Source organism: Flavobacterium proteolyticum (assembly GCF_015223105.1).
GTDB lineage: Bacteria > Bacteroidota > Bacteroidia > Flavobacteriales > Flavobacteriaceae > Flavobacterium > Flavobacterium proteolyticum.
On the sequence record NZ_JADFTZ010000001.1, the window covers coordinates 252,630 to 275,377 of the forward strand.

Sequence of the window (22,748 nt, forward strand, 5' to 3'; positions counted from 1 at the left end):
GTCCCCTCGAGGGGACAATTATATGATTTTGTTTTTTATTTTTTATTTAAAACTGCGTTCATTGGATTTTGTCCGTTTACTAGCACATCTCCGTTTTCATCTTCAATTAAAGATTCTCTAATCGAACTTTTAATATCGTTTATTTTTTGCTGATTTTCATCGGCTTCTTTCTCTTCATTCAAAGCCACTTGCGCATCGATAATTTGCTGTAAAGCCTCATCACGTTTGCGTTTTTCCTCTAAATCTAGTGCTACTTCTTCTTCTTTCTTAGTCACACTTAGAATAATTCCGACAGCAATACATGTCATCCAAATAGAAGTTCCTCCACTACTAATCAACGGTAATGGCTGACCTGTTACTGGCAACAACTCGACAGCAACTCCCATATTTACAAAAGCTTGAAATATGATAGGAAAACCAAGTCCGATAATTAATAATTTTCCGAATAAACTTGAAGCCTTTTGAGCATTGATTACAAATCGAATTAACAATAACAAATACAATCCGATGATAGTTACTGCACCCACTAATCCCCATTCTTCTACAATAATTGCAAAAATAAAATCGGAAGAAGATTGTGGTAAGAAATTTTTCTGAACACTCTTTCCGGCTCCCAATCCAATTACTCCTCCAGAAGCGATCGCGATTTTTGCTTTTTCAATTTGGTAATCATCTTCATTTGGTGTGTCTTTGGTAAAACGTTCGATACGTTTTTCCCAAGTATTTACACGGCTAAAAAACTTATTATCTGGAAAAGCTTTTGCCAATAATATAAACAACAACATGGCTGAAACGCCCATCGCTAAAACATATCCTAGATATTTTAAAGGATATTGTCCGATAAAAATTAGCATACAAATCATAGCAAAAATTAAGGCTGTTGTGGAAAAATTGGCAGGTAAAATCAGCACTAAAACAGCTCCAACAGGCACCCATAATTCTAAAAAAGATTCCTTAAATGAATACACTTTATCGCTAACTTTTGCCAAATAACGCGCCACGTAAACCATGATAACAATGAATGCTAACGTAGACGTTTGAAAGCTCACTCCTACAAAGGGAATTTGAATCCAACGACTAGCGTTTGCTCCACCAATTTCCGTTCCTTTGAATAATGTGTAAACCAACAATAAAGCTACCAAAGGAATTCCGAAAATGGATAACGCTTTGAAGTAATGATATGGCATTTTGTGAATCCAATAAATGATTCCAAAGCCTAATAAAACATGAATCGCATGCTTAATTAAATGTCCGATGGTAGTTCCGTTTCCAATAACATAAACTAAATTGGTACTAGCACTATACACTGGCAAAAAAGAAACCAAAGCCAATAGAAAAACTATGGCCCAAATGGTTTTATCTCCTCTTATTTTACCAATGATATCGAACATTTTTTAATCTTTTAAAACACATAGGAACATAGTTCTTATTTCCTTTGATTGTGTTTAGTTATTTCATTTTATGTAGCTAACAATAGATTTTACAAATTGTGAACCGCTTGTTTGAATTGCTTACCTCTGTCTTCGTAGTTTTCGAACAAATCGAAACTTGCACAAGCTGGCGATAATAATACGCTATCTCCTTTTTCTGCTAAACGTTGCGCTAATTGGACTGCTTCTGACATTGAAGTGGTTTCTACCATCACATCTACAACATTATTAAATGCGTTTATGATTTTTGTATTATCAACACCTAAACAAACGATTGCTTTTACCTTTTCACGTACTAAAGGCATTAACTCATCGTAATCATTTCCTTTATCAACACCACCTACAATCCAAACCGTTGGAGCATTCATACTATCCAAAGCATAAAAAACTGAATTTACATTCGTAGCTTTAGAATCGTTGATATATTGTACTCCTTGAATTTTCAATACTTTCTCTAATCGGTGCTCAACTCCTTGGAAATTAGTCAAACTTTCTCTAATGGTTTGTTTTCTAATGTTCAACAATTGCGCTACAGCTGTTGCTGCCATTGCATTTTTAATGTTGTGTTTTCCTTCTAGTGCTAGTTCGTTGATTGGCATAGTAAATAATTCGTTTTTAATAGTACTGTTGATGTTGTTGTCTTCTATGTATCCTCCGTCGTTTTCAGGTTTTCCTGTTAATGAAAAAGGAACTTTATTTGCTTTAATCTTGTTGTTTTTTAACCAATTTTGAATCGCTTCGTCTTCATTGTCGTATATCAAATAATCGGCTTCTGTTTGATTTTTTGTAATTCTAAATTTTGAATTGATGTACAAATTGTAATCGTAATTGTATCTATCTAAATGGTCTGGACTGATATTAGTCAAAATCGCAATATGTGGCTTGTAATTGATGATTCCATCTAACTGAAAACTACTCAATTCTAACACATAAATATCGTGCTTGTTTTCGGCCACTTGCCATGCGAAGCTTTTTCCAATATTTCCAGCTAAACCCACATTCAATCCACCTTGTTTTAACAAATGATACGTCAAAAGCGTTGTCGTTGTTTTTCCATTACTTCCTGTAATTCCAACTGTCGTAGCATCAGTAAACTGAATGGCAAACTCAATTTCTGAAATAACCGGAATTCCTTTTTCGACAAGCTTTTTTACAATGGGCGCTTTTTCGGGAATTCCTGGACTTTTCATTACTACATCGGCATTCAGAATTAAATCTTCTGTATGCTTTTCATCTTCCCAAGCGATTCCATTAATAGTAAGAACTTCTTTATAATTCTCTTTTATTTTTCCAAAATCCGACACAAAAACATCATATCCTTTTTTCTTTCCTAAGATGGCGGTTCCTACTCCACTTTCGCCTCCGCCTAAAACTACCAGTCGCATCTTATCTTAATTTTAAAGAAACGAGTGAGAAAATCGCCAACAGAATTCCGACAATCCAAAAGCGCGTTACGATTCTACTTTCGTGATAGCCTTTTTTCTGATAGTGATGATGCAACGGCGACATTAGGAAAATTCGTCTTCCTTCGCCATATTTCTTTTTGGTGTATTTGAAATAACTTACCTGAATAATTACCGATAAATTCTCGGCTAAGAAGATTCCACAAACAACAGGAATCATTAATTCTTTACGAATAGCAATTGCAATTACAGCAATAATTCCTCCGATAGTTAAACTTCCTGTGTCACCCATGAATACTGAGGCTGGATAGGCATTGTACCAAAGAAATCCAACTAAAGCTCCAACGAAAGCAGCGATGTAAACCGTCATTTCACCCGAATTTGGAATATACATGATGTTCAAATAATCCGAGAAAATGATATTACCTGAAACGAAAGTGAACAATCCGAGCGTGAGTACGGAAATTGCGGAAGTTCCTGCGGCCAAACCATCGATTCCATCAGTCAAGTTAGCTCCGTTTGAAACGGCTGTGATGATTAAAATTACCATCGGAATGAAAATCAACCAAGCATAATCTTTGTAACCATCTCCCATGAACGATAATACTTCTGCGTAATCAAACTCATTGTTTTTCATAAACGGAATGGTTGTTGCCGTTGATTTTTCTTCTAAATCCGCTGGTTTTATGTTGTTTTCGATTTTAACTCTTGATGTTAAAGTGTCTTTACGAACGGTTACATCTGGACTCAAATACAAAACGGTTCCTACTATTAAACCTAAACCAACTTGCCCAATTACTTTAAAAATCCCTTTTAAACCTTGTTTGTCTTTTTTGAAAATTTTAATGTAATCATCTATAAAACCGATAGTTCCCATCCAAAGTGTGGTAACAATCAATAAAATGATGTAAATGTTATTCAACTTCGCTAATAACAAAACCGGAATTAATGTAGCCAAAATGATGATGATTCCACCCATTGTTGGAGTTCCTGCTTTTGCAGTTTGTCCTTCTAAACCAAGTTCACGAACGGTTTCACCTACTTGTTGGTTTCTCAAATAATTGATGATTTTTTTACCATAAATCGTAGCAATTAACAACGACAAAATAAAAGCTAATGCCGAGCGAAAAGTAATGTATTGAAAAACTCCTGCTCCAGGAACATCAAAGGCTTTGTCTAAGTATTGAAAGATGTAATATAACATATTTTAAAGTTTCAGGTTTCAGGTTTCAAGTTTCGGGTTTATCTTTATATACGAAACTCGTAACTCGAAACAATTATTTATTCAATTGTTTTAATAACTCCGTTACTATTTGTAAATCATCGAAATCATGACGAACTCCGTTAATTTCTTGATACGTTTCATGACCTTTTCCAGCGATTAAAATAATATCGTTTGGATTTGCTAATTGACAAGCGGTTTTAATGGCTTGTTTTCTATCTAAAATCGAAACGGTTTTCTTGAAATTTTGAGGCTCTACTCCTTTTTCCATTTCTTCGATAATCGTTTCTGGATTTTCAGTTCTTGGATTATCTGACGTAAAAATGGCTTTATCACTCATTGATGAAGCAATGTTTGCCATAATTGGTCTTTTTGTTTTATCTCTATCGCCACCACAACCTACAACTGTGATTAATTGTTCGTTTTTAGTGCGAATATCTTCTATAGTTTTTAATACATTTTCCAATGCATCAGGTGTGTGAGCATAATCTACAATTGCAGTAATTTTTGAATCGGAAACAATAAATTGAAAACGCCCAGAAACACTTTCTAATTCGGAAAGCAAGCGTAACGCTTCAGTCTTTTCGATTCCTAATTCGACTGCTACTCCATAAATTGCTAATAAATTATAGGCGTTGAACGAACCAATTAATTTTACCCAAACTTCGTTATCATTGATTTTCAATAACAATCCCGATAATTGATTTTCTAAAATTTGCGCTTTGTAATCGGCATAGGATTTTAAAGCGTAGGTTAATTTTCTTGCTTTCGTATTTTGAAGCATTACCAATCCGTTTTTGTCATCGATATTGGTAATTGCAAAGGCATCTTTTGATAAATTATCAAAGAATGATTTTTTTACATCGCGATATTCAGCAAACGTATTGTGGTAATCTAAATGATCGTGTGATAAATTGGTGAAAACTCCACCTTCAAAACGCAAGGCTTCCGTTCTTTTTTGATGAACACCGTGCGAAGAAACTTCCATAAAGCAAAATTCGCAACCCTCTTGTACCATTAAATCTAAATACTTGTTGATAGTTAAAGAATCTGGCGTTGTATGGGTTGCTTTGAATTCTTGTTCGTCAACCATAATTTTTACGGTTGATAACAATCCTACTTTATAACCTGCTTTTTTGAATAATTGGTATAATAATGAAGCGATTGTAGTTTTACCATTTGTTCCTGTTACACCAACTAATCTGATATTTTCTGAAGGATTTTCGTAGTAATTAGCTGCTAAAAAAGCTAACGCTTCGTTAGAATCTTTTACTTTAATATAAGTAACGCCGTTTACAATTACACTTGGGAATTCTTCACAAATTACCGCAATAGCACCTAGACTTAGTGCTTTTTCAATATAATCATGACCATCAGAAAGTGTTCCTCTGATAGCTACGAAAACATCGTTCAATTCAATTTTTCTCGAATCGAATTCAATTTTTGAAACGACAACATCGGTAGCGCCATGAACTGCTTCAATGTGTACTTTATATAATATGTCTTTTAATTGCTTCACGATAATTCGATTATGATTGTTTGATTTTTATTAAAAGCTTGTCCAGATGTTAGTGATTGATTCTTCACTCTTCCAACACCTTTCACAATTACTTTTAATCCTAAATTCTCTAATAATGCTACTGCATCCATTCCTTCCATTCCTTTTACATTTGGAACAATTCGCTCTTCTTTTTCTACTTTTTTGTAGTACTCAGCGTAATTTTTTTCTTGAGAAACTACTTTAGCATTGATATTTTTTACATGATTTGTTGATGGAGAATCGGTAAAGATTTTCTGTGCGATTCTTTTAAAAACAGGTCCAGCAACATCGGCTCCGTAATATCCAGCCGCAACATTTGGTTTGTGAACTACTACAATGCAAGAATATTTTGGTTCGTCTGCTGGAAAATATCCAACAAAAGAAGAAGCATAATATAATTTTGATTTGTCTTTATAATTTACTTGAGCAGTTCCCGTTTTCCCCGCCATTGAAAAATCTTTCGAATACAACTTAGAACCCGTTCCTTTTTTAACCACGTTTTCCAAAACCGCATGAACTTTATCTAAAGTTTCCTGTGAACAGATTTTCGGATTGATTACTTGTGTATCAAATTTCTTAATGGTTTTGTTCCACTCTTTGATTTCGCTAACAAAAATTGGTTTTACCATCACTCCGTCATTAGCAACTGCGTTGTATAAAGTCAAAGTTTGCAATGGTGTAACGGATAATCCGTAACCAAAAGCCATCCAAGGCAATGCTACTCCCGACCAACGATTTGTTCCTGGCTGAGGAATAACTGGAATTCCTTCTCCTTTTATTGGTAAACCAAGAGGTTTGTTCAATCCATAACTATTGATTCTATCTACGAATTGTTTTGGATTATTTTTATAACTCTCATAAACCGATTGCACTAAAACCGTGTTCGATGAAACTTCAAAACCTCTTGCTAGAGAAATTTTTCCGTAACCACCTTTGTGAGAATCTCTTACTCTTCTTCCGTAATATTGAATTTCGCCACCAAAAGAATTATAAACCGTTCCCGTATCTGCTTTTTTATCATCTAAAACCGCAATCAAATCCATCAACTTGAAAGTCGAACCTGGCTCATGCGACTCGGTAATCGCGTAATTTTGTGTTTCATAATACGAACCATCATCTGCTCTTCCTAAATTTGAAATCGCTTTGATTTGGCCTGTTTTGGTTTCCATTACTACCACACAACCGTGATCGGCGCTGTAATATTCCAATTGTTTTAGTAACGCATGATGTGCAATATCTTGAATATAAACATCAATTGTTGAAATAATATCGTAACCATCTTGTGGCTCTTTTTCATTTATATCGTTAATAGGTTTCCACTGATTTTTTGCAATTTTTTGCATCATTCTGTGGCCATTTTTTCCGTTCAAATAATCGCGAAAAGCGTACTCTAAACCTTTACCATCCTCGTTTGAACGCTCGTAACCAATGGTTCTTTTTGCTACTAATCCGATTGGGTGTTCTCTAACAATTTTTTGCTCAATGATTAAACCTCCTTTATTCGCTCCTTTATTAAATAATGGAAACGATTTTAAACGCATTTGCTCGGTATAACTCAACTTTTTTGCGATGAATAAGTAGCGACTTTTATTAGCGCGTGCCTTTTGCAATTTTGCTTGATAATGTCCGGATGATTTTCCAAACATCACAGAAAGTGAATCCGAAAGCGCTTGAATATTTTCTTTGAAAAGTTCCGATGAAGGTGCTACAGCATCAAAATAAATTGAATATTCTGGAATTGATGTAGCTAATAAACTTCCATCTGCTGAATATACATTTCCTTTGTTAGCTGGAATAGTGAAATTTTTAACCGTTCTTTCTTGTGCTAACTTTCTGTAATATGGTCCTTCAACCCATTGAATATTGTTGAGTTTTATCAATATCAAAACAGCCATCACGAGAAACATGAAAGCTACAAAATACATGCGGTACGATATTTTTTTATCTTCTACTGCCATATTTTCAATTTATCCCAAAAACTCTTTTTATTTTCTTGACTTTCAACAACTATTTTAACCGGTGGCACTTCAGATGGAAAGATTTCACGAGTTTCCATTTTTTTTGCCACTGTAGATTCCATTTTTAACTTCATCAATTCCGAACGACGATCTACAAATTCAGAACGCAATTCTTTTACTTGATTGGTTAATTCGGTAATTCGGTAATTTTTTGCATCGTATTGATGATTGTTTGCAATAGCCATCATTCCTAAGATTACCAAAAAAACGATGAATTTCCAGTTCTTAAGAGCGTCATCACTTATAAGAAATTTTGCTTTTAGTAAACTGTAGATTCCGTTTTTCATGTATTGCTATATTTTTTCTGCTACTCTTAGTTTTGCACTTCGTGCTCTGTTGTTTGATGCTATTTCCTCTTCTGTAGGAACAATTAATTTTTCAATAATTTTGAAAGGAACTTTAAAATTTCCGAAGAAATCTCTTTCGGGTTCTCCTTCAAACATGCCGTTTCGCATGTATCGTTTTACCAATCTATCTTCTAGTGAGTGATACGAGATAACACTCAGTCGGCCTCCAGGTTTCAGAATCTCTAAGGACTGTTCTAAAAACTCTTTCAAAACATCCATTTCCTGATTCACTTCAATACGAATGGCTTGATATATTTGAGCTAAAATTTTATTGCTTTTATGTCCTGGCAAAAATTTCGCTAACACTTTTTTCAATTCGTCCGAATTTCGGATTTCTTTATCTTTTCGAGCGGTTACGATTACGTTTGCCATCGCTCTAGCATTTTTTAATTCGCCGTAATCAAACAAAACTCTCGCAATATCTTGTTCGTCGTATTCGTTTACTACATGATACGCACTGATGTCGCCTTTTTGATTCATTCTCATATCCAATTCGGCATCAAAACGAGTTGAAAAACCTCTTTCTGCAACATCAAACTGATGCGAGGATACTCCTAAATCAGCCAAAATCCCATCTACTTGTTTGATTCCGTGGAAACGTAAAAATCTTTTTATGTAACGAAAGTTTTCATTAATTAAAGTGAATCGTTCGTCATCAATCGCATTTTTCAAAGCATCTAAATCTTGGTCAAAAGCGAATAATTTTCCGTTTTTACCTAAACGACTCATAATTTCTCTCGAGTGACCGCCACCACCAAAAGTAACATCCACATACACACCATCAGGATGAATATTCAACCCATCAACTGTTTCTTTTAACAATACTGGATTATGATATTCCATCCTCGTCTTCATTAAAATTACCCATTACTTCTTCTGCCAAGTCTGCGAAATCACCTACAGCGTTTTCAATCGCATTTTCGTATTTATCTTTATCCCAAATCTCGATGATATTGATAGCTGAATTCAACACAATATCTTTATCAATTTGAGCAAAAACCACTAAATCTTTCGGAATTAAAAGTCGTCCTGTTGCATCAATCTCAATCATTTTAACTCCTGCTGTAAATCTTCTAATAAAATCATCATTTTTTTTATTGAAACGATTTAGTTTATTGATTTTCAAAATCATTTTATTCCATTCCGCCATTGGGAATAATTCCAAACAAGGCTGAAAAACCGAACGTTTTAACACGAAACCTTCCTCTAAAGAACCCAATTGTTTCTTTAGCGACGTAGGCAGCATCAGCCTTCCTTTGGCATCCACTTTACACTCGTATGTTCCGATTAATGTTTTCAACTTTTCTTTTCGATTAGAATATGGACAAATTTAGAAAAATTTTACCACTTTTTACCACAAACTACCACTTTGTTAATAAGTTTTTGGATTTCAAAACTCGATTTTCCACTTTTAACAAAACATTATTTGCAAAATCAATATTTCAGAAGAATTTAATCATTAAAATCAACCGATGTCATTTTTTGTGTTTTTATAAAAATTTTAATAAAATTGTTGATAACTAACATTTTACAAGTTGTGAAAGCATAAAAATTAGCTTGTCATTTTTTTCTTTACTTTCTTCAATAAAATAGTATATTTGTCAATCATTAGAACTAATACCTTAAGTGGAATTTATGTTAAAAAAAGAAAAAAAATACACCTATTTTGAAGCTGGCGAAGGAACCCCAATAATCATTCTTCATGGTTTGATGGGTGGCTTGAGTAATTTTGATGGTGTAGCTAATTTTTTTCCTCCTAAAGGATACAAAGTGGTGATTCCAGAATTACCTATTTACACACAAAATATTTTAAAAACCAACGTTAAAGCTTTTTCAAAATTTGTAAAAGACTTTGTCATTCATAAAGGATTTGATCAAGTAATTCTTGTTGGAAATTCACTAGGCGGACATATTGGATTGTATTTTACCAAGATGTATCCTGAACTTGTAAAAGCTTTAGTAATTACAGGAAGCTCAGGTTTATATGAAAGTGGAATGGGTGAAAGTTACCCAAAACGCGGTGATTACGAATACATCAAAAAGAAAGCTGAAGATGTGTTTTACGACCCAGCGATTGCAACTAAAGAAATTGTTGACGAAGTTTTTGCAACGGTTAATGATAGAATCAAATTGATTAAAACCTTAACGATTGCTAAGAGCGCTATTCGTCATAACATGGCAAAAGATTTGCCTAAAATGACAACTCCAACCTGTATTATTTGGGGAAAAAATGATAAGGTAACACCACCAAATGTAGCTGAAGAGTTTGATAAATTATTACCAAATTCAGAGTTATTTTGGATTGACAAATGTGGACACGCTGCCATGATGGAGCACCCAGAAGAATTCAATCAAATTTTGTTTGATTGGTTACAAAAGAAGAATTTATAATAGTTCCCCTTTTTGGGGAATTTTATTTTATAGCTTATGAAATCACCACTAACAAACTGTTTACGTAAGTAAACTCCAATTATTAAAAAGGTGATAACATATGTTACCGCTAAAAAATAAAATTTAAACATATGAAAATTAATACCGCCGAATTCGTAATTAGTAACTCAGAAGTAGATAAATGTCCAAAAGACCGCTTACCTGAATACGCTTTTATTGGTCGTTCCAATGTAGGAAAATCATCTTTGATTAACATGTTGACGAACCATAAAAATTTGGCAAAAACCTCATCAAAACCAGGAAAAACGCAGTTAATCAATCACTTTAAAATCAACAATAATTGGTTTTTAGTGGATTTACCAGGTTATGGTTATGCCCGAGTTTCTAAGAAAACCAAAGCCGTTTTCCAACAATTTATTATGGATTATTTTGAGCAAAGAGAGCAATTAGTTTGTGCTTTTGTTTTAATTGACATTCGATTAGAAGCTCAAAAAATCGATTTAGAATTCATGGAATATTTAGGCGAAAGCGAAATTCCGTTTGCCATTATTTTTACCAAATCAGATAAATTGGGAAAAAACAAAGTCAACAATCATGTGGAAGCTTATAAGAAACAATTATTAGCAGGAGATTGGGCTGAAATGCCTCCATATTTTGTTACCTCATCATTGGAAGCCATTGGTAGAGAAGGAATTTTAGAATATATCAATCAAATTAACGAAGACATTTTTAAAGATAATGGATTTGTTTAAAAAATAAACAAAATAAAAAAGTCGCTAGAAATAGCGACTTTTTTTTATGCTTTTAAATCCATTTTTTCAGCGAAGTAATCACAGAAATCACGCATGGTATCTGACATTTTCTCATCAGCAGTAGCGCGTTGAAACGTATCTGCCATTGCTACTAGAGTTTGATGGAAAAATTGTTTCATTTCGTCTACTGGCATATCTTTTGTCCATAAATCTATACGAAGTGTTTCTTTTGCTTTGCTATCCCAAACTGACAATAACATTGCTTTTGCTTCTTCTTGCTCTACGCCACCATCTTGTGCTGTCCACAATAATTTGTCTGGAACGTTATTTTCGTCTAATCCTACGGTGATTTTTATATCGGATGTTTTCATATGTTTTATTGTTTCTTTGGTTTGTATTTTGAATTATCGAAGATGGTTTTAGCATCCATTGCTAATAATTCTTGTAATGTTACTTCTTCGTGGTTTTCCATATAGCTTCTTACGATTTGCCAACCTAACCATTGCCCTACTCTTCCTGGGGTTTGGTTATCAATTTCTAAATAGAATTTCGAAAAAGGAGCTGGTTTTATAAAACGTAATTCGTTCTTTGGATTAGAATCGAACAATAATTTGTTTTCGACTAAATTACTCCACATAAAATATTCGTTTTCTTGACAGAACTTGATTTGCATATCGGTATAACCAATTTTATCCGCATCTGAGTAAAACGGAATCAATTTATCTTTTACATACAATTCTTTTCCGTAATAAATCATTGCAGATAATAAAGTTCTATCAGTTGGAGGTGCAATTTTTCCATAACAGAACGTTGAAACTAAATCGGGTAAAATTTGATTTGGTTCTAAACTTTGCTTTTTATATTCAGGAAAATCCACATAAAAACGGTGTTCCTTTCCTAAATAACAATCTAAAGACACCAAAGCTAATGTATCTACATAAAAAGATTTTGCTTCCGTATCTACTTCATTAATTAAGGTAATTACTCTTGGTGTTTTGAATTTTGGAAAATAATACTGCACGTAAGCAAACATTTTTTCCATATCGGATTCAATTGGTCCTAATGTTGGATATTTCACTTGTACCTCTTTGTACAATTCCTTTAGTAAAGGATTTTTTAACTTGTTTATCCAAACAGAATCTGGATTTCCAGCAGGAAAAAAGAACGGATATTGCGCTTTTATTCTACTTAAATCCTCTGGTTTTGATTGATAAAAGATTTGATCGAAACGTTCTACTTTAAATTCAATTGGAATTTTAGCTACGGCTTCCTCTACCTTACTATCTTCTTTACATGAAAATAAAGTAATAGCAACAAGTACAAATAATAATTGCTTCATATAGCGTATTTTTTATATTTTTATCAAATCTAATTTTGGTTTGCAAATATACAGTTATCGACTAATAAATTTTCATAAAAAAATGACAAATTCATCCACATTCCAAGCCGAAAAAATCAATCAACATATTGTAAAATGGTTACTCGATTATGCTAATAACGCAAAAGTTAAAGGTTTTGTTGTGGGAATCTCTGGCGGAATTGACAGCGCTTTAACTTCTACTCTATGTGCTCAAACAGGATTACCAACATTATGTATAGAAATGCCAATTCATCAAGCGGAAAGTCATGTTAATAGAGCTTACGAACATATTGACCAATTAAAAAAACGTTTCTCAAATGTTTTTAACGAAAGAGCTGATTTGACTCCTGTTTTTGAAACGTTTAAAAATCAAGTTCCGGCATCAGAGAATGAAGCTGTTTTGAATTTGTCTTTAGCAAACACTCGTGCTCGTTTACGCATGACAACATTATATTTTTTTGCAGGATTACACGGATTTTTAGTAGCCGGAACCGGAAATAAAGTAGAAGACTTTGGCGTAGGATTTTTTACAAAATACGGTGATGGTGGCGTAGATGTTAGCCCAATTGCGGATTTAGTAAAAAGCGAAGTTCGCTTACTTGCTGAATTTTTGAAAGTTCCTGAAAGCATCTTAAAAGCTAAGCCGACAGATGGTTTATTTGGCGATGACCGAAGTGACGAAGATCAAATTGGTGCCAACTATGACGAACTAGAATGGGCGATGAGTCAAATGGAAAAAGGAAAAACTATTGAAGATTTTAACGGCAGAGAAGCCGAAGTATTCAAAATCTACAAAAGACTGAATACTATTAACCAACACAAAATGATTCCTATTCCAATATGCAAAATCCCTGAAAATCTTAAATAATTATCTCCATAATTAACAAGTAATTACATTTTTTTTTAGTAACTTTGATCTTATATTACGAATAATATAATTTTTTAGTTATGATCAAAATAGGTATAGCAGACAGTTTACCTGTTGTAAGCCATGGATTACAGTCGTATTTTCATGGAAACAGCAGAATGGAGGTTATTGCATCGGCTAAAAATTTAGAATCTTTACTTTCACTTTTAGAAGCAAAACATTGCGACATTCTTATTCTCGATGTAGAATTAGATGGTTTATCAAGCATTAGAGACATCAAAAGCTTGTTGAAAGATTTTCCTGAAACTAAAATTGTTTTGTTTACAAATGTTTCTGAACAGATGTATGCCCCAACAGCAATTAAAGCAGGAGTTTCGGCTTATGTTTCTAAGAAAAGTGATTTAAAAGATCTAGAAGCCACAATAACAAAAGTAACAGAAGGCAAAGTTGTTTTTAGCGAGACTGTTAAAAGAAGCATCGAAATGCTTAGCAAAGGCAAAAAATCGGAGCGATTGTTTAAAAAATTATCTACGAGAGAAATTGAAGTACTTCGTTACCTAAATGATGGTAAGAAAAACAAAGAAGTTGCTCAAATTCTTGGTTTAGATGAAAAAACAATCAGTACGTATAAACTGCGTTTGTTGGCCAAATTAAATGTAACCAACTTAGTAGATTTATTAAAAAAAGCAAAAGATTTAGATGTAATTTAATTGTATCTTGAAAGAACTCTACCCAAGTTTTTAGAAAAGATATGTGTTAACCCCAAATAAGCCATTACCATTTCCAGAGTTTCTGAGTTATCAGAGTCTTCGTCGGTTGAAATTGAATTTTTCAAATCGTCGATAATGTTATTGACTAAATACCATCGCAATGTGATAATCGTCTCGGTTACGTATTGGCTTATGGTTTCTTCCTTTTGTTTAACATAGATTTGTTGCACTTCCCAATTGTGTAATACCTCACGTTCTTCACTCATAAGAATCGTGGTGACTTCTTGCGCTAATTCTTCAGGCAACTGCATCAAGTATTTATCCAATTCAAAAACCTCATTTTCATTGAAATACGCAATTAAATGATTAAAAATTGCTTTAAAAATTGGGTTAGCTAATTCTACCTCATCTTCTTGTAAACTCAAATAAACACGTTGATATACTTTGTAATTATTTTGCTCTTTTACTTCAACCATTTCGCCATCTTCATTTTGAGCTAAAATAGTATCTTCAAACTCTACTTCTTTATCTCCGTATAGCAATAAAATTTGGATTATTTTGTGTTCCAATTCGTATTGAATATCAACTTTTGTTGTGGGTTGAGCAATATCGTTTCTAACAACTTCAAAAGCTTTCTGTTCCTCTTTAAATTGCTTATTAGCTTCCGATATATCTTTCTTTACTAATTGCGCTAAGGTATTAAAAAGCACATCTTCGGAAATATCCATGATTCGGGAACATTCCTTAATATATACTTCTCTTTTAATTCGGTCTGGAATTTTAGAAATACTGATGACCATATCACGAATCAAATCCGCTTTTTTGATTGGATCATTCTTGGCCTCTTGCATCAATAAAGACGCTTTGAACTGAATGAAATCTTTTGCATTTTCTTCGAAATACAGCAATAAATCATCATGCGATGTTTTTCTCGCAAAACTATCCGGGTCATCACCATCTGGAAACGTACACACTTTTACGTTCATTCCAGCTTCCAAAATCAAATCAATTCCACGAATAGAAGCACGAAGTCCGGCTGCATCACCATCAAAAAGCACGGTAATATTTGGAGTTAATCGATTAATCAAACGAATTTGATCAGGAGTTAAAGCAGTTCCAGATGAAGCCACAACATTTTCAATTCCGGCTTGATGCATTTGGATAACATCGGTATAACCTTCCACCAAATAACAATTATTTAGCTTAGCGATAGCTTGCTTAGCATGGAAAATTCCGTATAAAACTTTACTCTTGTGGTAAATATCACTTTCGGGCGAATTCAGGTATTTTGCTGCTTTTTTATCATTGGTCAAAATACGACCTCCAAAACCCAAAACACGACCGCTCATACTCTGAATAGGAAACATCACACGACCTTTGAAACGGTCGAATTGTTTGTCTTCCTTAACAATTGAAAGTCCAGTTTTATCTAAATATTCTAATTTATATCCTTTTCCGAGAGCTTCTTTTGTCAAAGCATCCCAAGTTTCTGGCGAATATCCTAATCCGAATTTCTTAATCGTATCGGAAGTAAAACCTCGTTCTTTAAAATACGATAATCCGATGGCTTTTCCTTCTTCGGTTTCTAATAAAGTATGATGAAAATATTTCTGAGCGAATTCGGAAACCAAATACATACTTTCCTTTTCATTGGCTTGCGCTACATCTTCATCGGTTTGAACCGTTTCTTCAATCTCAATATTGTATTTTACTGCTAAATATTTGATAGCTTCTGGATAAGTAAAATGTTCGTGTTCCATTAAGAAAGTCACGGCATTTCCGCCTTTTCCAGATGAAAAATCTTTCCAAATTTGCTTTACCGGAGAAACCATAAATGAAGGCGATTTCTCGTTTACAAACGGACTTAATCCTTTCAAATTACTTCCGGCACGTTTGAGTTGTACAAAATCACCAATTACCTCCTCAACTCGGGCGGTTTCAAATACTTTTTCTATGGTGTCTTTTGATATCAAACTTAACGTTAAGTTGTTTAAATGTTGAATTGTTTAGAAACTAAGTCAAATTATGCTTGACAAAATTACATCTCTAAATTTGAAGTGGCAAGTTACAAAGTTTTTGAAAAATATAGCTATTAGCGCCAAAATCATTTGAAAACAAAAAAGCACTTCATTTGGCTGAAGTGCTTTTTTAAACAGAGAACTTAACTTAACCCTAAATTTAATTAAAATCAAAGCGTAATCCTAATGAAACGTTGTTTTGATCTATATTATTGTTTTTGAATAACGGATTTAAGTCATATTTAACATATAGACTGGTTTGACCATATCCTAAATAAGCACTTAAACCATAAGTAAAGTCGGAAACATTAAAATCACCTTTTTGTTTTTCTTTTATTTTAACATCATCAATTTCATATTTCAAAATTTGTTTTGATTTAATACGAACACCTCCGTAACCACCAATTCCTAAACGAACTGACTCATGTGTTCTGAAGTATGTTTTAGTTCCGTCTTTTGAAAGTTTTTTTGGCGTAAAATCAAATTCTAAATGTAATGGTGCTGTTAAATACACATTTCTAAAACGCGATTCATCTAACTTTATAGCTGATGTTACTAAATCTGTTTGGTCACCATTTTTTACAAAATAACGATTATCTGTAGGACGAAGATTGTTATACATTAACGAAAGTCCGTATTTAGCGTGAAGCAAATTGTTGTTTTTGAAAATTCTTGAATTATACGTAACTCCCCATTCGTAAAAATGCGAACCCCAAACTCTGTAATCTGAATCTTCTAAATTTTCACCTTCAGTAATTACATTATTTAAACCAAATGCAAAAACGAATTGTGAAGTTGTTCTTTTAGATTTTCTCTCAGCTTTGTCTTTTTCTCCATTATAAATTTTCATCGAACCTAAATTAATTTCGGTTCTATCATCCCCAATAGCATCATCTTTACTGCTTCCTAAAATAATTCTAGTTCCACCTCTTTTTGGCTTATCATTTGAATCCGCTATTTTTCCATCCACTTTATCCTGAACCAACTGTGCTAATTTCGCTTCTTCAATTGCTACTTTTGTTTCGATATTATTAGCGCGTTCTTGAGCAATATTAGTTTTTAATTCTTGTGCTTTTTCAGCAGTAATTTTACCTTCACTTACTTGTACATCAATGGCTTCAACTTCTTTCTTTAAAGCGTTTTTTTCTTCAGTGGTAATCATTTCAATGTTATTTGCAATTACCTTCGCTTTATCTTCAAATGAAATACTTTTTGAATTTCTACCTTTTATAGTTCCAGTCTCTGAAACAGAATCATCTACAATTTCAAGTTGTATATCTTTAAACCAAATTTGACCTGTTCCATCCAATAAAACTCCGTAAGAGAAATCAGTTGCATCTTGAGGCACAAATAAAACAACTTCATATTTAGCCCAATCATTAGTTCCTTCAATAGCTCTATTTTGCATATTATCAAAAGAAAGAACTTTATCATTATAATAATCGATACGCATCCAAAGTCCAGCCCAAGATTTTACCTTTTCACTTTTAACATATCCTGTCATTTTGATAGTTTTACCTAAATATAAATCAGGCTTACCCGATTTCATTAAAGTTCCAAAACCATCTATCTTTTTATCGATAGATCGTATAGTAAAAACTTCTTGCTCATTAGAAGTTGATTTTTTTGACAAACCCATTTCATAACTCTCTGACTTACTTCCGCGTGCCATCCACTCGGTTGACTTTTCAATAGTTTCTAACTCCTGAGCAACGGCTTTTGTTAGGAAACTAAACACAATAAGAATTGTGTACAAAATAATTTTTTGCATAACTGTTTGATTTTTAATTAATGATGATTTTTATTTATTCGTAATTTCTATTGGCTAATGCTGATTTAGCATCTTGAAATTTTCTATTTAATTTATCTAAAGTAGTTTCTCTATAATTTTCATCTAATTCTTTTTCAACGTTTGTTAGCAACGAATTAGGATCTACTTTCATCTTAGTTTTTGGACTTATTTTTTTATCTGAAGTAATTACTTTCTCGCCTGTTTGAACTTCAGCTAATAAATTTTCTGGAGAAACGTATTTGTATGAGTTGGGAGTTTGAAGTTGGGAGTTAGGAGTTATTTTTTCTTCCAAATCATTTTCAGGTTTTGTCAATTCATTTGTTTTCTTTGAATTTTTATTTCTTGTTGTTTTTGAATAATTTACTTCATTCTGAACCAAAACAGATTTTACATTTTCAACTGAAATTTCATTTGTTTTATTAGTTTCAACCGTGTCAATTTCTTCGTCGATAGTAGTTACAATTGGTGTTGAATTATTAATTTCTGTTGTTTCGTTTGAATTGAAAAGGGAAAACCCCAATCCGAAAAAAAGTATTGTAGAAGCGGCTACAAAAAACCATCCGTAACCTTTCTTTGGCTTTTTTTCTTCTGAAACCGTAAGCATCGCATCTAATCGGTCCCAAGCTTGAGCAGAAGGCTGAATTTCTCTAGTATTCAGCTTTTCTTTTATTTGATTATCTATTTTATTTGGTTCCATTTAATTTGTTTTTTAAGTCGGTGATTTGTTGTTGCAATAACTTTCGGGCGTGTGATAATTGCGATTTTGATGTTCCTTCACTTATTTTGAGCATTTCGGCTATTTCCTGATGTTTGTAACCTTCAATCGCATATAAGTTAAACACCATTTTATAACCGTCGGGCAAATTGTCAATCATGTTTTGGATGTCATCTACCGAAAAATCTTCCATTTCATAAACCGATTCGTTTTCGCTTATCGTAACATCTTCTATATCTTGATGATTGAAATTATTCTTTTTCACCCGAAGAAAATCGATACATTCATATACCATAATTCTTCGAATCCAACCTTCAAAACTACCTTTGTGTTCAAAATTTTTCAGATTGGTAAACACTTTCATAAATCCGGTAATCATTACATCTTCTGCGTGGTGAATGTCTTTTATGTATTGGCGACACACACTTAACATTTTAGAAGAAAACTTGGCATAAATCTGCTGTTGTGCTTGTCGATTGTTTTCGACAGCCAACATAATAAGTTGTTTTTCTTCTTGATGTAATTGAATTACTTTCATTTTTAAAATTTAGAATTCAGAAATTAGAATTCAGAATCTTGCTTCTAATTATATAGACGAGAATGATTTTAAAATGGTTGTATGAATCTTTAAAAAAATAAAAAACTTATGATTCTGGAACACAGATTGAAATAATTAAAGAAATTTTTAAAATTGAAACGGACTTTTGTCCTTGAAATTGAAATTGTTTTTATTTTTTTCTTTCAATCACGTAATTTACCATTAAAATAAGGGAATCTTTGTATGGAGATGTTGGGAAATCTTGTAATAACGAAAGTGCTTCTTGCTGAAATTGCACCATTTTTTCTTCGGCGTAGGTTAATCCGTTTTTGTCTTTTACAAATTGGATAACTTCTTTTACGCGCTTTTTATCTTTGTTGTGATTTTTAACCGAATTGATAACCCAACTTTTTTCTTTTTGAGAACAATTGTTCAAAGCGTAAATCAACGGTAAAGTCATTTTTTGCTCTTTGATGTCGATTCCAGTTGGTTTTCCAATGGCATCATCGGTGTAATCGAATAAATCATCTTTGATTTGGAATGCCATTCCGATAAGCTCTCCGAATTTACGCATTTTTTCTACTAAAACAGCGTCATCAGGAGCAACAGAACAAGCACCAAGCGAACAACAAGCTGCAATTAAAGTAGCGGTTTTTTGTCGGATGATTTCGTAGTAAATATCTTCAGTAATATCTAATCTGCGCGCTTTTTCAATTTGAAGTAATTCACCTTCACTCATTTCGCGCACAGCTACAGAAATGATTTTTAGCAAATCGAAATCGTTATTATCGATAGAAAGTAATAAACCTTTTGATAATAAATAATCGCCAACTAAAACGGCAATTTTGTTTTTCCAAAGGGCATTTAAGGAGAAAAATCCACGTCGTTTGTTGCTGTCATCAACCACATCATCATGAACTAAAGTTGCGGTATGAATTAATTCAATAACCGAAGCACCACGATAGGTACGCTCATTAATAGAACCACCCGAAACCATCTTAGCGGTTAAGAAAACAAACATAGGACGCATTTGTTTTCCTTTACGATTTACAATATAATGTGTGATTCTGTTTAATAAAGCTACTTTTGAAGACATGGAATCGCGAAACTTCTCTTCAAAGAGTTCCATTTCGGAGGCGATGGGTAGCTTTATTTGTTCGGTTATTTTCATTGAGGTATCAAAAATACAAAAACAAACTCGTTAGTCAAAAGTTTAGCAAAAGATTATAAAAAAAGAGACTCCGAACTTTATCGAAATCTCTTTTATTTTTTTAAATGAGGATTAATTAATTTTTAATAGAATCAACAAATCGTTGCTCGGTTTCTTTTAAAGGAAAAATGTTGTTCATTTTCCAAAATTTCTGAGTATAATTTGTTCCAGCTTCAAAAATTGTGTTCTCTGAATAACCTTTTTCCGGCAATTCAACATCGTTTTTACTATCAAGTACTAGCAAATCAAATGTTGTACTCACATAATCATGAACTTTCTTACCCATTTGAATATATAGATTGAAACTATTTTTATAATACACTAATTCGTATTGATTGTTAGTAAACTTAAACTTACACCAAACCGCATGATCATTAAGTTTGTATTTTGCAATTAAAATGTTTTTTAGTTTTGAATTTTTCTTGTGAGAATCTGCTAATTCAACTTTAAATTCAACAATTTTATTTGATTTATTATCAACTATAACATAACCTTCATACAATAATTCATCACTATCTGGGTTGGGAATAATTTTCACATACTCATATTCTAAACCTGACGCATCTCTTCTTAAGTATCTATCAAATGTATATTCTTTACTCTTAATAAGATTTTCAATTCCGTCGAAATTATAGGCATACTTAACATAATCTCTAACATTGTATCCCGAATTCATTCCATTTAAAACAGAACTTGTAGAATCTTGTAAATTAGTTTTTATTGCTCTACTTTGATTAATTAACAAGACCGATTTCCCATTTCCTTTCTTTATATAATAATCCATTAAAGCATCTGAATACTTTGTATATTGATTATTGATTTTCACAATTTCTCTACCATAAGTACTTAACTTAGTATTTTTAACCGCACGAACTTTTGCATCTTTTATTAATGATTTTAAAAAATCTCTTCCAGAAACGTTTGAGATTATCAACTCATCTAAAATATACACTTTTGGAGTTAAATAAATTTCAACTTCCTTGTTTTCAAATACAACTTTCTTTGTTTCGTAATTGATATGACTAATTTCAACTTCTTTTATGTGATGCAACGAAAATTCTCCATCCTCATTTGTTATCGTACCTGTTAAATTACCTGAATTATCTTTATAAATAACATTTACAAATGGAATAATCTCTTTTGTTTCTGCATCTTTAACAATTCCTTTTGTGCTATTTTCCTGAGAAAAACTAAATGTAAAAAAAAGTAAAAAAAATAAGGTGTGCTTAATCATAATGTTAGGTGTGTGTTAGTTAAACTGAATTTATTTTTACTCATCATTCAGTTACACGAAGATACTATTTCTTACAAAAAAAACAAGTGTTTCTTACATCTTTTTAAAGCACAAAAATTATGATAATTGAATTTTTAAGATTTATTCGCTAATTGCCCACAAGCCGCATCAATATCTTTACCGCGACTTCTTCGCACTTTGGCTACGATATTATTTTTCTCTAAAGCCGTTATGTAAGCATTTGTAGCTTCTTCTGATGCTTGTTGAAAAATTCCATCATCAATAGGATTGTATTCGATAAGATTTACTTTACAAGGGACATATTTACAGAATTTCACCAAAGCATCAATCGATCTTTTATCATCGTTGATTCCTTTCCAAACCACATATTCGTAAGTAACTTTACTTTTTGTTTTTCTGTACCAATATTCCAAGCTTTCACGCAAATCTGTAAGAGGAAAATTTTTAGTAAATGGCATGATTTCGTTGCGAATTTCCTCAACAGCTGAATGTAAGGAAACTGCTAGTTTAAATTTCACCTCATCATCCGCCATTTTTTTAATCATTTTCGGAATTCCAGAAGTAGAAACCGTAATTCGTTTTGGTGACATTCCTAAACCTTCATTAGACGTAATCATATCAATCGCTTTCATTACGTTTGGGTAATTCATCAAAGGTTCGCCCATTCCCATAAAAACGATATTAGACAAAGGTCGGTCGTAATACAAACGGCTTTCATTATCAATCGCAGCCACTTGGTCATAGATTTCTCCGGGTTCCAAATTACGCATACGCTTTAATCGAGCGGTTGCACAAAAATTACAATCTAAACTACAACCTACTTGCGAAGAAACACATGCTGTAGTTCGAGTTTCTGTAGGAATCAAAACCGATTCTACAATTAAGTCATCGTGCAAACGAACGGCATTTTTAACGGTTCCGTCTTCGCTACGTTGTAAGGTATCTACTTTAATGTGATTGATTACAAAATTAGCTTCTAACATGGCGCGCGTTTCTTTAGACACATTAGTCATATCCTCAAAAGTATGGGCGCGCTTTTGCCATAACCATTCGTAAACTTGGTTACCACGAAACGCTTTGTCTCCATTAGAAACAAAAAAGTTACGCAATTGTTCTTTAGTAAGTGCTCGTATGTCTTTTTTCTCGATTTGCATGGTGCAAAGTTAGGTTAAAATGTCA

The 22,748-nt window shown here is 32.9% G+C and carries 21 protein-coding genes; 4 read left to right on the forward strand and 17 right to left on the reverse strand.

Annotated elements, in window-relative coordinates; all coding sequences use genetic code 11:
- Nucleotides 1-35: 35 nt before the first annotated feature.
- The 8 genes from IM755_RS01050 to mraZ all read right to left on the reverse strand — a co-directional run bounded on the left by IM755_RS01050 (nucleotide 36) and on the right by mraZ (nucleotide 9,260).
- Nucleotides 36-1,391, reverse strand: a complete 1,356-nt coding sequence (locus IM755_RS01050) for an FtsW/RodA/SpoVE family cell cycle protein (protein ID WP_194093221.1) — start codon at nucleotides 1,389-1,391, stop codon at nucleotides 36-38.
- An 89-nt stretch (nucleotides 1,392-1,480) separates the two neighbouring features.
- Nucleotides 1,481-2,815 (reverse strand): UDP-N-acetylmuramoyl-L-alanine--D-glutamate ligase, encoded by a 1,335-nt coding sequence (murD, locus tag IM755_RS01055; RefSeq protein WP_194093222.1) that lies wholly within the window; start codon nucleotides 2,813-2,815, stop codon nucleotides 1,481-1,483.
- A 1-nt stretch (nucleotide 2,816) separates the two neighbouring features.
- Entirely contained in the window at nucleotides 2,817-4,037 is a 1,221-nt protein-coding gene (mraY, locus tag IM755_RS01060) for a phospho-N-acetylmuramoyl-pentapeptide-transferase (protein WP_194093223.1), read from the reverse strand.
- A 73-nt stretch (nucleotides 4,038-4,110) separates the two neighbouring features.
- Nucleotides 4,111-5,574 (reverse strand): UDP-N-acetylmuramoyl-L-alanyl-D-glutamate--2,6-diaminopimelate ligase, encoded by a 1,464-nt coding sequence (locus IM755_RS01065; protein WP_194093224.1) that lies wholly within the window; start codon nucleotides 5,572-5,574, stop codon nucleotides 4,111-4,113.
- Nucleotides 5,571-7,553: a penicillin-binding protein gene (locus tag IM755_RS01070; protein WP_194093225.1), complete on the reverse strand. Its 1,983-nt coding sequence runs from the start codon at nucleotides 7,551-7,553 to the stop codon at nucleotides 5,571-5,573. Before IM755_RS01070 ends, IM755_RS01065 begins: the two co-directional genes overlap by 4 nt.
- Nucleotides 7,544-7,900, reverse strand: coding sequence for an FtsL-like putative cell division protein (locus tag IM755_RS01075; protein WP_194093226.1), 357 nt, complete (start codon nucleotides 7,898-7,900; stop codon nucleotides 7,544-7,546). Before IM755_RS01075 ends, IM755_RS01070 begins: the two co-directional genes overlap by 10 nt.
- A gap of 6 nt (nucleotides 7,901-7,906) precedes the next feature.
- The gene (rsmH, locus tag IM755_RS01080; protein ID WP_194093227.1) at nucleotides 7,907-8,815 is read right to left on the reverse strand and encodes a 16S rRNA (cytosine(1402)-N(4))-methyltransferase RsmH; all 909 of its coding nucleotides are present in this window, start codon (nucleotides 8,813-8,815) and stop codon (nucleotides 7,907-7,909) included.
- Nucleotides 8,790-9,260: a division/cell wall cluster transcriptional repressor MraZ gene (gene mraZ, locus IM755_RS01085; protein WP_194093228.1), complete on the reverse strand. Its 471-nt coding sequence runs from the start codon at nucleotides 9,258-9,260 to the stop codon at nucleotides 8,790-8,792. Before mraZ ends, rsmH begins: the two co-directional genes overlap by 26 nt.
- Before the next feature lie 335 nt (nucleotides 9,261-9,595).
- Here mraZ and IM755_RS01090 point away from each other — a divergent pair, with 335 nt between their 5' ends.
- Together IM755_RS01090 and yihA are read left to right on the forward strand one after the other, a co-directional pair.
- Nucleotides 9,596-10,351, forward strand: coding sequence for an alpha/beta fold hydrolase (locus IM755_RS01090; RefSeq protein ID WP_228063871.1), 756 nt, complete (start codon nucleotides 9,596-9,598; stop codon nucleotides 10,349-10,351).
- A gap of 131 nt (nucleotides 10,352-10,482) precedes the next feature.
- Nucleotides 10,483-11,103 carry a ribosome biogenesis GTP-binding protein YihA/YsxC gene (gene yihA, locus IM755_RS01095; protein WP_194093230.1) on the forward strand — a complete coding sequence of 207 codons (621 nt, stop codon included), beginning with the start codon at nucleotides 10,483-10,485 and terminating at the stop codon, nucleotides 11,101-11,103.
- Nucleotides 11,104-11,147: 44 nt separating this feature from the next.
- Here the strand turns inward: yihA and gldC are convergent, their stop codons facing one another.
- Complete coding sequence (gene gldC, locus IM755_RS01100; RefSeq protein ID WP_111566049.1) at nucleotides 11,148-11,474, reverse strand: gliding motility protein GldC; 327 nt, start codon at nucleotides 11,472-11,474, stop codon at nucleotides 11,148-11,150.
- A gap of 5 nt (nucleotides 11,475-11,479) precedes the next feature.
- Nucleotides 11,480-12,442: a gliding motility lipoprotein GldB gene (gene gldB, locus IM755_RS01105; RefSeq protein ID WP_194093231.1), complete on the reverse strand. Its 963-nt coding sequence runs from the start codon at nucleotides 12,440-12,442 to the stop codon at nucleotides 11,480-11,482.
- Nucleotides 12,443-12,524: 82 nt separating this feature from the next.
- Between gldB and nadE the strand changes: the two genes are divergently transcribed.
- On the forward strand, nucleotides 12,525-13,331 hold the full coding sequence (nadE, locus tag IM755_RS01110; protein ID WP_194093232.1) for an NAD(+) synthase: 807 nt from the start codon (nucleotides 12,525-12,527) through the stop codon (nucleotides 13,329-13,331).
- A gap of 80 nt (nucleotides 13,332-13,411) precedes the next feature.
- Nucleotides 13,412-14,041, forward strand: a complete 630-nt coding sequence (locus IM755_RS01115; protein ID WP_194093233.1) for a response regulator transcription factor — start codon at nucleotides 13,412-13,414, stop codon at nucleotides 14,039-14,041.
- Here IM755_RS01115 and dnaG read toward each other — a convergent pair.
- From dnaG to rlmN, 7 genes are all read right to left on the reverse strand, one after another.
- Nucleotides 14,038-16,014: a DNA primase gene (gene dnaG / locus IM755_RS01120; protein WP_194093234.1), complete on the reverse strand. Its 1,977-nt coding sequence runs from the start codon at nucleotides 16,012-16,014 to the stop codon at nucleotides 14,038-14,040. The genes IM755_RS01115 and dnaG overlap by 4 nt on opposite strands.
- A 205-nt stretch (nucleotides 16,015-16,219) precedes the next feature.
- Nucleotides 16,220-17,830: a hypothetical protein gene (locus IM755_RS01125; protein WP_194093235.1), complete on the reverse strand. Its 1,611-nt coding sequence runs from the start codon at nucleotides 17,828-17,830 to the stop codon at nucleotides 16,220-16,222.
- 34 nt (nucleotides 17,831-17,864) lie between these two features.
- Nucleotides 17,865-18,548 carry a hypothetical protein gene (locus IM755_RS01130; protein WP_194093236.1) on the reverse strand — a complete coding sequence of 228 codons (684 nt, stop codon included), beginning with the start codon at nucleotides 18,546-18,548 and terminating at the stop codon, nucleotides 17,865-17,867.
- Nucleotides 18,535-19,104, reverse strand: coding sequence for an RNA polymerase sigma factor (locus IM755_RS01135; protein ID WP_194093237.1), 570 nt, complete (start codon nucleotides 19,102-19,104; stop codon nucleotides 18,535-18,537). The genes IM755_RS01130 and IM755_RS01135 overlap by 14 nt, the downstream gene beginning before the upstream one ends.
- Nucleotides 19,105-19,294: 190 nt before the next feature.
- Complete coding sequence (locus tag IM755_RS01140) at nucleotides 19,295-20,275, reverse strand: polyprenyl synthetase family protein (protein WP_194093238.1); 981 nt, start codon at nucleotides 20,273-20,275, stop codon at nucleotides 19,295-19,297.
- A 115-nt stretch (nucleotides 20,276-20,390) separates the two neighbouring features.
- Complete coding sequence (locus IM755_RS01145; RefSeq protein WP_194093239.1) at nucleotides 20,391-21,548, reverse strand: carboxypeptidase-like regulatory domain-containing protein; 1,158 nt, start codon at nucleotides 21,546-21,548, stop codon at nucleotides 20,391-20,393.
- Nucleotides 21,549-21,682: 134 nt separating this feature from the next.
- Nucleotides 21,683-22,723 (reverse strand): 23S rRNA (adenine(2503)-C(2))-methyltransferase RlmN, encoded by a 1,041-nt coding sequence (rlmN, locus tag IM755_RS01150; RefSeq protein WP_194093240.1) that lies wholly within the window; start codon nucleotides 22,721-22,723, stop codon nucleotides 21,683-21,685.
- Nucleotides 22,724-22,748: the final 25 nt, after the last annotated feature.

What these genes read in the sequence shown, in the direction of transcription:
- IM755_RS01075 (WP_194093226.1), bottom strand. Translation starts at nt 7,900, where the DNA reads ATGAAAAACGGAATCTACAGTTTACTAAAAGCAAAATTTCTTATAAGT.
- gldB (WP_194093231.1), bottom strand. Translation starts at nt 12,442, where the DNA reads ATGAAGCAATTATTATTTGTACTTGTTGCTATTACTTTATTTTCATGT.
- yihA (WP_194093230.1), top strand. Translation starts at nt 10,483, where the DNA reads ATGAAAATTAATACCGCCGAATTCGTAATTAGTAACTCAGAAGTAGAT.
- murD (WP_194093222.1), bottom strand. Translation starts at nt 2,815, where the DNA reads ATGCGACTGGTAGTTTTAGGCGGAGGCGAAAGTGGAGTAGGAACCGCC.
- IM755_RS01070 (WP_194093225.1), bottom strand. Translation starts at nt 7,553, where the DNA reads ATGGCAGTAGAAGATAAAAAAATATCGTACCGCATGTATTTTGTAGCT.
- IM755_RS01125 (WP_194093235.1), bottom strand. Translation starts at nt 17,830, where the DNA reads ATGCAAAAAATTATTTTGTACACAATTCTTATTGTGTTTAGTTTCCTA.
- IM755_RS01090 (WP_228063871.1), top strand. Translation starts at nt 9,596, where the DNA reads ATGTTAAAAAAAGAAAAAAAATACACCTATTTTGAAGCTGGCGAAGGA.
- IM755_RS01145 (WP_194093239.1), bottom strand. Translation starts at nt 21,548, where the DNA reads ATGATTAAGCACACCTTATTTTTTTTACTTTTTTTTACATTTAGTTTT.
- mraY (WP_194093223.1), bottom strand. Translation starts at nt 4,037, where the DNA reads ATGTTATATTACATCTTTCAATACTTAGACAAAGCCTTTGATGTTCCT.
- rsmH (WP_194093227.1), bottom strand. Translation starts at nt 8,815, where the DNA reads ATGAAGACGAGGATGGAATATCATAATCCAGTATTGTTAAAAGAAACA.
- rlmN (WP_194093240.1), bottom strand. Translation starts at nt 22,723, where the DNA reads ATGCAAATCGAGAAAAAAGACATACGAGCACTTACTAAAGAACAATTG.
- IM755_RS01135 (WP_194093237.1), bottom strand. Translation starts at nt 19,104, where the DNA reads ATGAAAGTAATTCAATTACATCAAGAAGAAAAACAACTTATTATGTTG.
- IM755_RS01140 (WP_194093238.1), bottom strand. Translation starts at nt 20,275, where the DNA reads ATGAAAATAACCGAACAAATAAAGCTACCCATCGCCTCCGAAATGGAA.
- gldC (WP_111566049.1), bottom strand. Translation starts at nt 11,474, where the DNA reads ATGAAAACATCCGATATAAAAATCACCGTAGGATTAGACGAAAATAAC.
- nadE (WP_194093232.1), top strand. Translation starts at nt 12,525, where the DNA reads ATGACAAATTCATCCACATTCCAAGCCGAAAAAATCAATCAACATATT.
- IM755_RS01050 (WP_194093221.1), bottom strand. Translation starts at nt 1,391, where the DNA reads ATGTTCGATATCATTGGTAAAATAAGAGGAGATAAAACCATTTGGGCC.
- IM755_RS01115 (WP_194093233.1), top strand. Translation starts at nt 13,412, where the DNA reads ATGATCAAAATAGGTATAGCAGACAGTTTACCTGTTGTAAGCCATGGA.
- IM755_RS01130 (WP_194093236.1), bottom strand. Translation starts at nt 18,548, where the DNA reads ATGGAACCAAATAAAATAGATAATCAAATAAAAGAAAAGCTGAATACT.